General features: G+C 44.5%; 14 protein-coding genes. 4 read left to right on the top strand and 10 right to left on the bottom strand.

Annotated features, from left to right (window positions below; genetic code table 11):
• Positions 1–4: 4 nt before the first annotated feature.
• Positions 5–2,029 (top strand): hypothetical protein, encoded by a 2,025-nt coding sequence (locus tag PNK_RS11135; RefSeq protein WP_158021799.1) that lies wholly within the window; start codon positions 5–7, stop codon positions 2,027–2,029.
• Positions 2,030–2,101: 72 nt separating this feature from the next.
• On the opposite strand, the gene pgeF is transcribed toward PNK_RS11135, so the two are convergent.
• Entirely contained in the window at positions 2,102–2,869 is a 768-nt protein-coding gene (gene pgeF / locus PNK_RS11130; protein WP_059062072.1) for a peptidoglycan editing factor PgeF, read from the bottom strand.
• A 146-nt stretch (positions 2,870–3,015) separates the two neighbouring features.
• Between pgeF and PNK_RS11125 the strand changes: the two genes are divergently transcribed.
• Together PNK_RS11125 and PNK_RS11120 are read left to right on the top strand one after the other, a co-directional pair.
• The gene (locus PNK_RS11125) at positions 3,016–3,495 is read left to right on the top strand and encodes a rhodanese-like domain-containing protein (protein WP_059062070.1); all 480 of its coding nucleotides are present in this window, start codon (positions 3,016–3,018) and stop codon (positions 3,493–3,495) included.
• A 116-nt stretch (positions 3,496–3,611) separates the two neighbouring features.
• Positions 3,612–4,229 carry a hypothetical protein gene (locus PNK_RS11120; protein ID WP_059062068.1) on the top strand — a complete coding sequence of 206 codons (618 nt, stop codon included), beginning with the start codon at positions 3,612–3,614 and terminating at the stop codon, positions 4,227–4,229.
• Positions 4,230–4,341: 112 nt separating this feature from the next.
• Here PNK_RS11120 and PNK_RS11115 read toward each other — a convergent pair whose 3' ends face one another.
• The 5 genes from PNK_RS11115 to PNK_RS11095 form a co-directional block, all read right to left on the bottom strand.
• Positions 4,342–5,244, bottom strand: a complete 903-nt coding sequence (locus PNK_RS11115) for an HvfC/BufC N-terminal domain-containing protein (protein ID WP_059062066.1) — start codon at positions 5,242–5,244, stop codon at positions 4,342–4,344.
• Positions 5,237–6,109, bottom strand: a complete 873-nt coding sequence (bufB, locus tag PNK_RS11110; RefSeq protein ID WP_059062064.1) for an MNIO family bufferin maturase — start codon at positions 6,107–6,109, stop codon at positions 5,237–5,239. Before bufB ends, PNK_RS11115 begins: the two co-directional genes overlap by 8 nt.
• A 224-nt stretch (positions 6,110–6,333) precedes the next feature.
• Complete coding sequence (locus PNK_RS11105) at positions 6,334–6,972, bottom strand: hypothetical protein (RefSeq protein ID WP_059062061.1); 639 nt, start codon at positions 6,970–6,972, stop codon at positions 6,334–6,336.
• A 25-nt stretch (positions 6,973–6,997) separates the two neighbouring features.
• Positions 6,998–7,510, bottom strand: coding sequence for a hypothetical protein (locus PNK_RS11100; protein WP_158021798.1), 513 nt, complete (start codon positions 7,508–7,510; stop codon positions 6,998–7,000).
• Positions 7,511–7,551: 41 nt separating this feature from the next.
• Complete coding sequence (locus PNK_RS11095) at positions 7,552–8,055, bottom strand: hypothetical protein (protein ID WP_059062057.1); 504 nt, start codon at positions 8,053–8,055, stop codon at positions 7,552–7,554.
• Between the two features lie 482 nt (positions 8,056–8,537).
• Between PNK_RS11095 and PNK_RS11090 the strand changes: the two genes are divergently transcribed.
• Entirely contained in the window at positions 8,538–9,740 is a 1,203-nt protein-coding gene (locus PNK_RS11090; protein ID WP_059062055.1) for an MFS transporter, read from the top strand.
• A 120-nt stretch (positions 9,741–9,860) separates the two neighbouring features.
• Here the strand turns inward: PNK_RS11090 and PNK_RS11085 are convergent, their stop codons facing one another.
• The 4 genes from PNK_RS11085 to PNK_RS11070 all read right to left on the bottom strand — a co-directional run bounded on the left by PNK_RS11085 (position 9,861) and on the right by PNK_RS11070 (position 14,282).
• A complete protein-coding gene (locus PNK_RS11085) occupies positions 9,861–10,892 on the bottom strand; it encodes a hypothetical protein (protein ID WP_158021797.1) in 1,032 nt (343 codons plus the stop codon).
• Positions 10,893–11,213: 321 nt separating this feature from the next.
• Positions 11,214–11,801, bottom strand: a complete 588-nt coding sequence (rsmD, locus tag PNK_RS11080) for a 16S rRNA (guanine(966)-N(2))-methyltransferase RsmD (RefSeq protein ID WP_059062052.1) — start codon at positions 11,799–11,801, stop codon at positions 11,214–11,216.
• 109 nt (positions 11,802–11,910) lie between these two features.
• Complete coding sequence (locus PNK_RS11075) at positions 11,911–13,125, bottom strand: DUF4864 domain-containing protein (RefSeq protein WP_059062049.1); 1,215 nt, start codon at positions 13,123–13,125, stop codon at positions 11,911–11,913.
• Positions 13,126–13,235: 110 nt separating this feature from the next.
• Positions 13,236–14,282, bottom strand: coding sequence for a tetratricopeptide repeat protein (locus tag PNK_RS11070; RefSeq protein WP_051981768.1), 1,047 nt, complete (start codon positions 14,280–14,282; stop codon positions 13,236–13,238).
• Positions 14,283–14,301: the final 19 nt, after the last annotated feature.

Here is a 14,301-nt window from a genome sequence, read left to right as displayed (position 1 = left end):
GCTTATGGCAAATAATTTTTCAACTTTACGTTCTAATCTAAGCGAAATGGCGATGGCCTTGCATGGCTATTCTCAAGCGCAGCAGCTGGAATTGTATCCGCTTTCTTCTTCGCAGGTATGCTACGTGGGAACGTGGATGGGGAGGATTGTAAAGTGGCTGCATGAGTTTTGGCGCAAAATCAAGTCTTTTGTTGCTGAGGTTCCGTCTATCTTCCTCAATCAAACAGTGGAGTATATTATCCACAATGTCTTTGAACAGGCCGTCCACCAAGTTTATGAGGCGCGCCAAAAAAGGCTGCTTGGTCAAATTAAATGCATTGAAAAAGCTCAAGAGCTCGTTCCTTCTCAAGAAGAGCGTGAAAGGCAACTAGGCCGCTATTTAGCTCATATCGCTAAAGAATGGAGAGGGATGGGCCCAGAGCTTTTGAATGATGCTACCCGTACCTTCCATCAAGTTTTGCAAGAGCCTCAGATAAATGAGTGTGAACAGGCGACTTGCCGTAAGCTCATCACGCACTTCCATTCGGCTACTCATTTTTTCTGGAAACTATTTGCGAAAGAGCGCTATTCGCATTTACGTACTCCCCTAGAAGAGGCTCTGCAAACCCCTTCTCATTTGCTATGCGATCAGACACTTTACCGATCTTTGCGCAAGGAGCAGCATGCTATTGATTTAGAGGGGATTTTGCAACACCCTATTCCTCATGGAGCTCTTTCTAAGATTCAACGAGCAAATAGCATGACTTTACAGGAGAAGGAGGAGCTTAAGCAGTGGATTCAAAAATTGAACGAGCAGCATGCGGCCGTCTCCATTGGACAATTTGAGAGCGTTTTAAAAGGGATTATAGAGAGCATGCACATTCAGGGGCAGGCAAACTATTCGTTAAGCATGCTGCTGCATGCATTAGATCAATTGGGATGTGCACTTGTTCAGCAAGAAGATCCCAAGCATATGGATTGGAGAGAGGGGCTGCAGCCTGGAATGCAATTGGCTTGCAATGGAAGAGTTTTTGTTTTGGGTGCACAGTTGAGTCCTTTCAAAGCCATTAATGATGAATATAAAATTTTCGCAATCGAAGGGCATCCTAACTGGGTTGTTAAAATCGCTAACAATCGATTGAAGGCCTTGATGGAAGGTGAAAAAATTAAAGATGCATCTGCGCACTGGGGAATCCATCCAGCGAGGATCGTCGAGAATATTGGTAATGATCCTACGCATCCCATACATGGTTTGGATGTAAATGGCCAGTGCCTAATTGTTGAAAGGCTTTGGAACTGCTTGGCAGATCACGAGTGGGGTAGCCATGAGGCAAGGCTTGGGATTGAAGATGAAAAAATTGCTTCTGTGCTTGCCAATCATTTATATTGCCAGCACCAGTGGAAGGCTTCATCACAGAATCTTTCTTGTGCTCATCTCCTGTTCGATTCCGAGGGGGTTTTAAGGTCATCGCGTTTCTTAAAGAAAGGCCCTGATGACTATCATGCATGGGAGCGGCTGTGTTATGAGGCAGCTAAAAATAATGCAGCTGTTTTGGCTTATTTGATGCATGTCTCTAAGCTTAGCGAGCATCCGGTTGCTTACTATTATCGGGAGGCTATTGAACACACTTTACAGACAGGGAATACAAATTTTTTGGGACAGCGCCAGCCAATAGGTTATGAAGATCGGGTCTATTTAGAACGCGCTGAGGCATTGTGCTTGGAAGCGAAAGCCATGCGTGAGGCGTGTGTGAAGCATCTTCAATCTCATTGGAGGCGGCAAGGTTGGTATAATTATCGGCAAGAAGATCAGCTCAGGAATTTAGCATACGGAAGGTTGTTGGCAGCTTATCGCAAGCATCCAACGGCTGGAATCTTGCCGCTTGCCTTGCAAGAGGCCGTCATTGAACAATTAGAGGATGCGCATGCTGCCTTGCAGGCTAATCGCTTTTTACCTCCCGTCTCGCAGGACATTCTTGCGTACTATGAGGAACAATTCCAACAGAATATGCGCAGAAACCGCTTAATAATGAATGAAGGGGAAAATTAAAAAAGGCGCTAATTTGTAGTCAATCGCTGGGAGGTTCTGTAAAACTATCACTGTGGCCTTAACCTCAAGGGGCTAGAGCAGAGTAATGCAAGTGGCATGCCTTCCGGTAATTTTATCCCGCCGATAGGAAAAGTAGTCATTAGCATTGGAGTATGTGCTTAAGCGGGCGATTTCAATGTGATGAGGCAGAATGCCTGCGTTTTGCAGCTGATATTCGCTAATGGACCAGAAATCAAAATAGGTTGGGCGTATTTGAAAGCTCCAAAATTCTTCGGGAAGCTCGTAGCTGTAGTGGATAAATTCTGATTCATCTGGTCCAAGGCTTGGTGAAATGCAAACCAATAAATCTGCTGGGTTGGATCCAAAACGCCTTTGCATTTGGGATATGGTTTCTGCATAAATGTTTTGAACGCTACCGCGCCAGCCCGAGTGGATATTGGCAATGATACGATGGTGGGGATCGTAAAAAAGGCCAATTTGGCAGTCTGCATGGGTCATCATTAAGGTAATGCCGGGTGTGGAAGAGAGTAACCCGTCGCATTGAGGAATTGTGTGCGGGGTATGTCTTTCAACGTAGCTGATATATTTGCCATGACATCCTTGTCCTGTGACCATATGGGACCAGTTAAAGGAGTCTCCTTTGGATTGCTTGGCGATCAAGGCTCGATTGTTTTCAACAGCTGCAGCATTGTCACCGACGCTAAGACTCGTATTCAAGCTATTAAAAGGGGCTTGGCTCAGTCCGCCATGGCGTAAGAAGACGGCATGTTTTAAATGCGGAATGTCTGCCAATAAATCAAATTCTAACCACTCGATGTTGTTTTGTTTAAATCGCTGCATAGGAATTAAATAGGTTGTTAGTTTATGTGCCTTTGTAGCTTACAAAGGGCTTGTTGTCAATCCACTTGTGATGAAGCTCGTCCTTTATTTTAAATAGTTCGCGTACACTGTAAGCGTTTTTTGCGGATTTTAAAACCTGGTTTCACATGAAAAAAGTCCTTATAGGTATGGCTTTATTGATGATGCCTTTAAATGCGAATGAAGGGCAGATAGTTGGGAATCTTGAAAGCTGTGAGAGCGGCTATCGAGCCATTTCTACTTTGGAATTGAATCAACTGATATACACATCGCGCTCGCCTTTCGCCATTATTGATGCACGCCTTGCAGAGGAGGATGATGGCAGACGTATAGCTGATGCGAAGTTTCTTCCTTTAGAAACAGACGCCAAGGTCATAAAGGCGATTATCCCCAATCTAAAGGTGAAAGTGGTTGTTTATAGCATGCATGTAGATTGCCCCAACAGTGCCAAAATGGCCGTTCGACTCGCGAAGATGGGCTATAGCCATGTTTTTCAATATGGAGAGGGGATTGACGGGTGGGAAAAAAGCGGTAATAAGGTCGAGAGAGTGAGAAAAGTGGGTATTAGGCCCCCTCAGATTAAACCCTTGCTAGTAGACACGCCCTAATATCAGCCTGGCTTGAAAAGGTGACTTATTCCTCATCCATAGGCTGATGATGCTTGACTTCTGATCCTTCCTTGCTTATAAGACATATCTTTAAAATTTTACCGGTTGTCAAATTCATGAAATACTCTTTTTTCTTTATTTTCTTATTGCCGTTCAGCTTATTTGCATCCGATTGGACGATGGAAGTACGGGCAGCTTATTTTAGTCCTTCCTCCAAAGAAGTGCGCCATGCCTACTCGAAGGGGTGGGTTGATTTTCAGGTTGAATCTTCACGAAAATTGAGTGACTACGTTGAAGTGTGGGCTGGTGTCAATTGGATGAATAAGCATGGACATGTTGAAGATTACTACGCTGGCTTGAAAGAGAAAACAAAGTTGTCCGTATTGCCCATCAGTGTGGGGCTAAAATTTGTCTATCCCCTCTTGCGTTGCTTAGACGTTTACGTAGGTGTTGGTGGAGCGTATTCTTTTCTGAAACTCAAAAACGATTGCGATTACTCCGGTTATGATTCTTCTCTCGTTTCTTCTCCCTTTAAAAAGCACCTTCGTAAGAGCGGCTGGGGCGGGGTTGCAAAGTTAGGTGTGCGATGGACGCTCGGTCCTACGACCTTTATCGACCTTTTTGCCGATTATTTTGAGCAGCGTTTCCATGTTTCTAGAGACAGCAATATGTTTCACCGTCATATAAATTGCAGCGGATTTAAGCTGGGTGGCGGATTTGGAGTCTATTTCTAGAAGCAAAAGGATACAATCATCCATTACCACAGAGCTTGTAGACGAGCTTTGTGGTTTCCTGAAGAAAGGGGATGATTCGTGCAGTGCAAGATCAAGGTTATCAAATCTTTTGTTAGACTCTTTCTTTTAATGTCAACCAGCCAAGCCTTGTCCAATCTTGAATCCATTTTTGAAGATTGGATGCTACCTGTTCGTAAAGAACCGATTCCTGTTCTTCAATGGCTTCGCAAGCGGCTTCAACGCTCGACCCCTTTTGAAAGAGCTGCAGCAGAAAGTGCTCACCTTTTGTAATTTCTCTCCAGGCCTGGCCATTTTTAAGGGTGCGGTATAAAGCAAAATGAGAGGACTTTCTTTTTGGCAGCGCTGGAAAGCGATGCTCAGTCCAATAATCGACTTCTTGCTGAAGAAAGAGTTCTCGAAAAGCAAGCAAGTCATAGTCCCATTTAAAAAGATGAATATGCGGTTGTAAGTAAAATGGCTTAGTTAGTAAGAGACTGGGATTCTCTTGTGCAAGCTCGTTCAAGTCGAGTGGAGGAGGCTGCGGAGCAATAAAACTAGCAGTAAAGGCCCAATCCAACTTGGCTGCATTGAGAATGAGGGGTTTATCGGGTTTTTTGTAGCTGTTTGCAATCCAGGAGGGGAGGCGCTCACCAAGCAAGGTCAAAGACCAGTGATTGGGCGGGCACTGATGAAGATAAGGCACTCCAATTTTCTCGTTAAAGGCTTGATAACCAAATAGCCTGGTTAAAAGAGGAAAATTGGCGTGCAGGGTATTGAGCAGGCGCCACCAGTATTGCTGATTGTAGATTTGGAGGCGTTGATGCGGAAGCATGGTAGGGCTTGGCACAATATAGCGGGCAGCTTCTTCGGCGATCAGCATGCCGTTTGGCGCCTTTGGATTGATAGCATCATTTTTGGCTAGCGGGTTTGTAATGATGCTTGCAAACCACTCTTGAGTGGATTTAAGAGAACAAGAGGAATCATCTGTCTCTTGATCGAGCGTTTGTTTAGACATAAACACCTTCTTTTGAAATGGATGGCAAGGAATGTTTGCTGTGAATTCCTTGTTGAAATTGTTTAGCCTTTAAGGCTTCTGCCCATGTTTGTTCAAATGATAAGAGGTTGTCATCCCATTCTAAGAGGGTTGAGACGCCTCCTGTTTGAGGATAGATTTCCGCATAGAGCTCCCATACTTCATTGCGAACGGGATGGTCATGAGTGTCTAAGACATAGTCTCCAAAGTCGCTATGACCGGCTAAGTGGATTTGAATGACGCGATCTAATGGAATATTTTGATAGTAAAGCTTGGGATCAAAGCCCTGATTGCGGCTTGAGACATAGATATTGTTGACGTCGAGCATCATGTAAATATCGGCTTTCTCAACGACGGCAGTGTAAAACTCCCATTCCGGCATTTCATCTTGTTTAAATGCCACATATGAAGAAAGATTTTCGAGGGCAAACGGCAGCTCTAGATAGTCTTGTACGATGCGAGCCCGTTCGGATACGTAGTCGATGACTTCCCGGGTATACGGCAAAGGTAGTAGGTCATGGTAGTGGGCGCCTGGCTGATGACCCCAGCAGAGATGATCGGATACCCAAGGTGTTCTGGTTCGCTTCGTCAAGTCTTTCAGCCTTTTTAAATAATCAAAGTCTAAAGGAGCCGGGCTTCCGATTGCCAAAGAAACGCCATGCTGAACAACCGGATAGCGCTCTAAAATCTTATCTAAATATTCAAGCGACTTGCCCCCTTCTACCATAAAATTCTCACTGATGATCTCAAACCAACCAATTTCTGGTTGCAGACGAAAAATGTCTTCATAGTGGGGAGGTCGCAAGCCAATACCAATGCCTAAATTGGGGATGTTCTGAGGAGCCATTTAATTCTTACCTGTTTTAATGTGTCGACTCGATTCGTTAGAATCTACTTTAATCTGTATAATCTATCGTGACAAGCGCTGTCGCTGTTCGATGGGTAAATCATCCTATCGAGGTGTGTGAACACCTGAGAAGGTATGTTTTGGGAAAGATAAGTTGTAAGTTAGCAAAGAAATGTGCGCAGGCCATTGGCTGCGCACATAAACCTAAAGTCAATCGTGTGCGATTAGCGATTCATCGTGCTGCGAGGATCCGAAGCTCTTCTCTGGGCTTGATCGGCAGCCGATCTATCCTGACCCATATCTCCACGGTAGTCGCCAGCCGTATTGTAGTTACGGTAGCCATTTTGATTGGCGCGCGACTGCATGCTGGACTCAGGATACACTTCGATATCATAAGCTGATACGCGATATGTTTCATCATAAGCCGGAGCGGCTTGGCGGCTGCTGTAGTTGGGAGCATTATCATTATAAGGACGAGCTGGACTAGAAGGATTCGTGACTGGCCGGCCTTGAGTGTCGCGATATACGCGGCCTTCATTGCCACTTGGTCTGTCATAGCTCGCATCCGAGCTTACGTTGTAACCGCTAACGCCGGGTCTTGAATAATTACCCGCTTCATTGCTACTCGCTGTTCCGTAAGAACCAACTTGGTAGCTATTATGGCGAGGATTGTAGCTTTCGCTGTCCATTGAGTTGTCTGCAATTTCTCTGCGAGGTGCAGCACCGCAGTGCGCTCCACACTTGGCGACTGCTAAATACGTTTCATGCGTACCAGCAACTGCTGCCTGTCCATCGATTGGTAAGATAGATGAGAAAAGAAGGGCTGCTAAAGCGACTTTCTTTAAATCTTTTTTATTCTTCATATTGATTCCTTAAATAAAATAAATGTTATCTTCTTGGAGTCGTAGAGTTGGTCTGATTTTGCGGCGTCATTGTACCTGGGCGAGTCGTTGCAGTGTTTGGTCTATCTGTATTCATTGTGCCCCAGCTAGACTGGCTGCCATTTGCATTGCGGTTAGTATTATCCGTGTTTGTTGTTCCCCAGCTGCTTGCACGATCATCCGCATCCCAGCTGCTGCCGGCATTGTAGTTGGTGTTGGCATTTGCACCTGTTGTGTAGTTGGTATTCGTATTTGTGCCTGCGCGGTTGTAGCTGTTGCTACTTGTGTCGTAGTTATTGTTAGCGCGATAGTAACCATTTGATGGGTTATTTGCATTGTTTGTATTTGTTCCCGAACTTGAAGGAGAGGCCCCACAACCATGAGCTGCGCAACCAGCCATTGCCAATAATGTCTCTTTTTGACCTGCATTATCGCTTGCATGGCCATCGATTGGCAAGGTTGTAGAGAGTATAAGGGCTGCTAATGCGGCTTTGATAAGTTCTTTTTTGTTCTTTTCCATGATTCCTCCAAAATGTTTAAAAAATTTATAGACTCAATTGATTATCTTCTTGATTGGTAGTAAGCGTCGGGATTCGGTCTTATGTTGCGGTCATAATACCGGCTGTCTGTACTATAAATACCCTTCGGCGTAGCATGGTAACCATTGCTGATGCCAGGTCCTGTACTGGTGCCAGGATAACTGCTGATGCCAGATGTATAATTGCCTGCATTGTAGCTCGTGTTGTAATAACCATTATAACGGTTCATGCCCTCGTATCTGCTGCCTGAACGATCATAGTAATAGGTTCCCGTATCATAAGGGCGCTTTTCATAAAGGTAATGACGATTGTCGTATTCATAAGAATAATCGCCAGGGACCTCATAAGATGATGTATAGGACTGTGGCTGATAGGAATCATAGCCGGATAAATGACCACATGCTGCACTTGCCAAATAGGTCTGATGGGCTTCCATGACCTCAATATCCGCTTGACCATCAACTGGCAAAATCGACGCTAACAAAAAAGCTGCAAGAGCTGCTTTTGCTAGACATTTGCTTTCCATAGAGCCTCCAAAAGGGGAAAGAGGATGTAAGGGAGTGAGTCAACATCTATCAACTGATTTGTTGAATCTTATTCCGACCATAAAAGCATCAATAATTTTTTGTCTATCACAAACAAGAGCCCGCCTCCCCATCTCTTGCTTAAATATCCACTGCTCCTGTTAAAAGCTTCTGTTCTTAAATAAAAGGATTTAAATGGACTAAGTAAGGGGGAAAAACAAAATTTGGTATTTGAGACTTAATTAAAATTTTTATTAGATAATAAATTTTTTATTTAAAAATAATTAAATATTATTTATAATAACTGAAGATTTTCATTATTTTCTTTAATTCAACTTTGTTCTTTTCCGGCTGGAAACATGCATTGCAATGGTTAACAGCTCGAAGTTTTTTCTTTTGACACGCTTCAATTTTTATTTTACTGATAGTTAGAGTCTTTGAGGCGTTGAGGTATGTATGCAGAGTTATTAACCATAAGGCTGATATGTCTACTCCTGTAAAGCAATCCGTTTCTTTATCATTGGCTCCATTGCTTGTTTTGACTTGGCTTTCCCATTTTTTTGTTGATACGATGTTGGGCATTTGGCCTGTCTATAAATCTTTGGCGCAGCTTGATCTTGCTAAGGCAGGGCTTGTGGTTGCAGCGGGGGCCTTGATTGGTGAAGGGTCTCAGCTATTTTTTGGGGCATTTAGCGATCGGGGCTATCGCAAGCATTTTATGATTTTGGGTCTGCTGTTGGCAATTGCGAGCACGTTTTTAGCAAGTTTTGCTAACTATGGAGCCTTATTTTGCCTCTATATGCTGACATGCATAGGATCTGGCAGTTTCCATCCGGCTGCTGGGGGATTGATGAGCAGCTTAGTTCCCTCCAGAAGAGGGCTGTTAATGGCTATTTTTGCCTCTGGCGGGAGCCTGGGCCTGGCGTTCAGTCAATTGATTTTTATGTACACGTATACGAATTTGGATGGCCAGACCTATCTTTTAGCGCTACCAGTTGCCATTGTAGCTCTCATGGTCATTTTGTACCGCTTCCCTTCGACAGCAGCTGCCTCCTCGCACGTTTCACGTGGAATCCTGAAGGATTTTAAGGCTTTTTTCAAATCTTCTCCCTTGCGCATGCTCTACTTTTCTCAGGTGGCCAATCAATCCATCTTATGGGGGACGATTTTTATTTTGCCTGATGCTCTCAGAACGCTTGGCCATGCCGAATGGGTTTGTTTTGGCGGGGGGCACATGTGTTTTATTTTAGGTGGAGCCTTCATGATGGTCCCGGCAGGGTATTTGGCTGATAAGTATTCGCCTCGCCTGATCATTTTGATTGCTGGTATTGTGAGCTGCGCAGCTTTTTATTCCATCTTGTTTTCAGCAGGGATTTCGATGTGGGTTGGATTGACAATTCTTTTTGTGTTGGGCGCTTCGCTGACTTTGGTAAATCCTCTTGGAATTGCTCTAGGGGCCCGCTTTGAGCCCACGCGACCAGGCTCGGTCAATGCTTTTTTGATGGGGCTTGTATGGTGTGTATCGGAGGCCTTGGGACCTGGCGGGGTTGGGGTGATGACTGCCTTTTTTGATGATTATGCCCCTGTAAAGGCATTAGCCGTTTTGGGTCTTTTGTTTCTCATCCAGATTTATGCCACTTATTGTCTTCCCAAAGAGGTGCCAGAGCTGGCGGGTTCTGTGGCCTAAAAATCGCTCTATTTATGGAGTCGATAGGCTCTTTTCGAGATGCCTAGTGTATAAAAAAGCCAGCCCCATTCTCATGCTTGAGAGGGGGCTGGCTTTTTCGATTTATGGAGCGAAGCTCTTTTAGAAAGAGTACGCGAGGGCAGCATTGACTCCAACCGATTGCCATTTAAGCTCATCGTGATGAGAGTGCGATTTCCACCACTTATAGTCGACAGATATTGTGGCGTACCAGCAGTTGGACATGGAAAATGTTGTACCAAAGCTTGTATTGAATCCATAGCACCAATCATCGCGGTGGTAGCCATCTACAAAGTAAACTCCTGTCCATGACTTGCGTTTGCGGTGGCAATTGTTTAAAAAGTGGCATTCGATTTCTGAATAAACGGTCCAGCAAGGATCTAATGCATACGCTATGTCGGTGCCAACATAGAAACCATACCATGTAAAGCGGTAATTGCATGATCTCCTTGAAGTGCTAAGCCCCAGTTCATTAGCGATAACAACATTTTCAGGTCGGCTAGAAGGTTCTGCAAAGGGATTTGATGAGATAGAAGAGCTGAAGGGGCTATAGAAATATGAGCTATCGTAAGAAGAATCGTAGTCGGAAGAGGAGTAAAGCGGTGAAAAGTAAGAAGAAGAAGAGCAATGAGAGGAATCGCGTCCACCTTTGACTTTTAAACGCTGGCGATGGTAGGAAAAGCCTACTAAGGGAACGATATTCAAGCGGTTGCAGCAAAAGGCGAAGGGATAGCCAACGGCAATGTCAAAATCATAGGCTTCGCTGCGCCGTTTGATAGGGTCGCTCGTTATTGCGAAAACATCGCTGCTATCAAAGAGCGAGCTATTCATTTTAAAAGTCTCTCTTGCGCGTCCTTTGAATGATGTGGCATAGTCGGCCGATAAGCGGACGTAGTATTCGGATCCGACCCACTTGGTTTTTGCGTAGGCGGAATACATTTCGATGTCTTTAAAGTGGATATGAGAGTCTACTTCGGCTGAAATATAACTTGATTCTACATCGCTTAGCTTCCAATCCAAGTTATCCCTTCTCCAACCAACTCCTAACTCAAAACTTTGCTCGCACGTTGCAAAGCTTAAGGAAGATAGTGCTGTCAAACAGCTCGCTGTAAAGGCAATAAGAGATTTAAACATGTCTCGGCTCCTTTTCAATATAATGCATCTTTTTTTAAGCCGAGCTTTAAAATAAATCAATATATTTATTCTTTTGTGGTTGAGGATTTTCTGGAAAAGAAGAAACATTTCTAGCCAGGAGCGATTTGTTTCAGATGCGTTCTTATCCTTTTTTGATCTTTCCATGGCTTTGAGTCGCTGTCTTGCCTTGCCTCGTAAGGAACTGTAAGAAGAGGCAAAACATAAAATGAGCTCGGAGAGCGATTGAGTGCAGAAAAAATGAGGATTATTTGAAAGCGCCAGAAATGGCGCTTTTGAGAACCAGGACATTTCGGAAGAAGTCTATTGGCTCACGTTCCATTCGTAGCGTTGCAGGGTCGTATGTCCCATGCGTCTGCTGTCGATCAGCTGCAATTTCCTTAAATCGTTTATTTGAGGTTCAAAGCGGCTCTCTTCTTCTATAAAGAGTACTCCCTTTTCGGCCAGCAAAGTGCTAGCGTCGAGAAAACGGACTATTTTTTCACTATAGAATTGTTTTTCTTCTGGATGGTCTGTCGTCGCGTAAGGAGGATCGGCAAAGATGATGTCATATTGTTTGCGCTGTTTTTCAAGCCAGGGAAGAAGGGTAAGGACTTGGCCGTGAAGAATCTGGCATTGCGTTTGGACATCTAGCTTGGAGGCATTGGTTTGCTGGCAGCGAACGGCTTCTTTGCTTGCATCGATAAAGGTAACAGCCAGAGCGCCGCGACTGAGTGCCTCGAAGCCAATGGCACCAGAGCCTGCGAATAAATCGAGAAAGCGCGCATTTTCGATAAAGCCCTGGCAAATATTAAAGAGGGATTCGCGCAAGCGGCTAGCGGTTGGGCGGGTTTGCATGCCTTTGGGAGTTACTAGGCGTTGGTGGCGATATTGTCCTGCTATGATGTACATGTCGCTGTATGATTTGAGTTAAAGTTTGAGTAATGGAGGCGCCAAAGCTGCGGCTGCCTTGTGAAGCGATAAGGCAGGCGTAGCATCGGCGATTTTTCTAGGTTTAGACTTAATCGATGTCAAAATCAACAATTTTGTTCAAACCAGAGGAGGTCGTGACAACTAGTTTATAATGCCCTTTTGGCCAACCACTTTTGGGTGGGGAAAAAACAGACATTAGCATCGTGTCTCCCTCATCTTCGATGGTTGCCTTGGCTGGAATAGAAGAGCCGCTTTCAATGTGTTGTAGGCTCAAGTAAATGATACTGCCTTTGCTTCCGTTCTTAATTTCCAAATCAACATACAGATCCCTCAGATCGGATGGAAAGATCGTTTGAGGATTTTGAATGATTCCTTCTTCATTGGCCGAAGATCCAAGTTGAATCGAACCAAAGCTCATTGGAGCTACCGTTTCATCTTTTTGGGCCGCTTTTTTTACGGTTGGCTGATTTTTTCCCTGTTCCTGGTCGCCTTCTTCCGATGGTGAAAGAATGCGCAGACTCCAAATCTTCCAGGCATGATCTTCATAAATCAGATAGTATTTGACGTAAGCAGCCAAATGATCGGTCTGGAGGATCACTGAAAGGGTGCCCACTCCATCGCTGATCCGCCGTTTATGAAAAGAGGCAGTTTGATAGTCGCTAAAGATAGGATAGCGCTTGATGAATTCTTCAAAAGCAGCCTCTGAAGTAGCTTCGCGAAATTCTTTAGAAGTGTAATTCTGATAAGCATCGCCCAGTTTTTCGTCTTGGATGGCCTGAAGTTGAGATTGAACGACTCCAATCAGGTCTTGAATGTTCCCTGAGGGTTTTGTTCCTGGAATGCGATCTGGCTTTATCAGGCGAATGCTCAGAATTTTCCACTTATCGTCTTCTTTGATCAATTTATACTCGATGGGCGTATTGATATGGTCTTGAGAGGTTAAATTGCCCTTCAAAGTGCTGATGTTATTGTCGATTGAACGCTGTGTAAAGTGGGCCGATTGATTGTTTAAAAAAACGGGATATGTTTCGATGAATTCACGAAATTGCTCTTGGGAAGTAGCTGCTTGAAAATCTTTCGACGTATAGCCGTAATACGCTTTGGTAACATCGTTTTGCCGGAGAGCTTCGAGCTGATTATCTATCACGTCGACTAGGCGCTCTGTAAATAAAATTCCGGCTGTTACACCAATTAGGAGGGTAACAGCAATGGCGACCAAGATCTTAAACCAAAGTGGCATGGGTTTCTTTCGAATCTGGGGCGTAGGCTCTGTGGGAGCGGTATCTAGCGAATTTGGATTCATCACCTTCCCGCACGATGGGCAGTACTTATGTTGATCATCCGCTTTCGCGCCGCATTGCGGGCAGAACATAACTTCATTTTCCTTTTGTGAATGCTTTTGGCTGAGAACGATTAGTTTTTCGCATGGGTTGCATAGGCACCATAAAAATGGATCAGGCTCTCAGCTTTTTTGTAGTTAGACTTTTTTAACGTTTCATACACGTGCAAGCCCTTGGCATTCAGCCCTTGCTCGAAATACAGCTTGCCTAATTTGAATAAAGTTTCCTTGTCGTCAGGGCACAGCTGAAGAATAATTTCATATTCCCGAATCTCTTCAGTCGGCATTTGCAAGTCATGATAGCTATAAGCCAGCTGGGCATGGACCCAGGGATCGTGGGGTGCATAATCGCTTAAAATCTTGAATTCTTCAATTGCACGCTCAGCGATGCTTCGAAATTTTAGCTGAAAGGTTTCATTGTATTTATTGGCTGGAATCCAGCGCTCATCGTCAAGCCCTTCCACAGTTCTTGGATCGACGTAGAGCCCGGATAACATGACATAAGCATTTGCAAGGCCCGTGTGCGTTTCTAAGTTGGTGGGCTCCAATCGTACCAATTTGATGTGTTCTTCGATGCAGGCTTGAAGAAGAAGCTCTTTCATTAAATGCACATCTTGCCAGTGAAACCAGCAGCTCACCTTCTCAAAGGAAGGGGACAAGAAATCGAGACGGAACGGGGCTGGGTAGATGGTGTATTCATTAGCATGCAGGTCGGCCGCCAACTTGCAGCAGGCATAAGAAATGGTTAGGTGATATTCGGGAGATTCCTCGAGATCTTGTAAGCTCGATTCGCAAGCTTGTAGAAACTCTGTTCTCAATTCCATTAAACGCTCTGTCTTTCTAGTTTGAAAGTACATGCGCATGGTGAAATAGGAGAAAATGGTGACGATAATTAGGGCTAAATGAATAGCCAGCACGAAGGTTTGAGCCAAAAAAGTGAGGTGCACAAAAAAATAGATAAGCTCTGCCAGCAGCAATGTGATAAAGAAGAGGTTGAAAATCGTATAAGACTTTAAAATGCGCTGAAATCGGTTGATGGCTGGATCTATTAATCCTTGCGTGCGATTCTTGTAGAACTCCCTGTCAAATTCGAGCAGAACTTCTTTTTCGGCCGTTGTCATATCCCTCTAGCTATTCCGT

The sequence above is a fragment of the Candidatus Protochlamydia naegleriophila genome (assembly GCF_001499655.1).
In the GTDB taxonomy this organism is placed as follows: domain Bacteria; phylum Chlamydiota; class Chlamydiia; order Chlamydiales; family Parachlamydiaceae; genus Protochlamydia; species Protochlamydia naegleriophila.
Note: the sequence above shows the minus strand (reverse complement) of the source record. Positions and strands in the feature narration are given on the sequence as shown.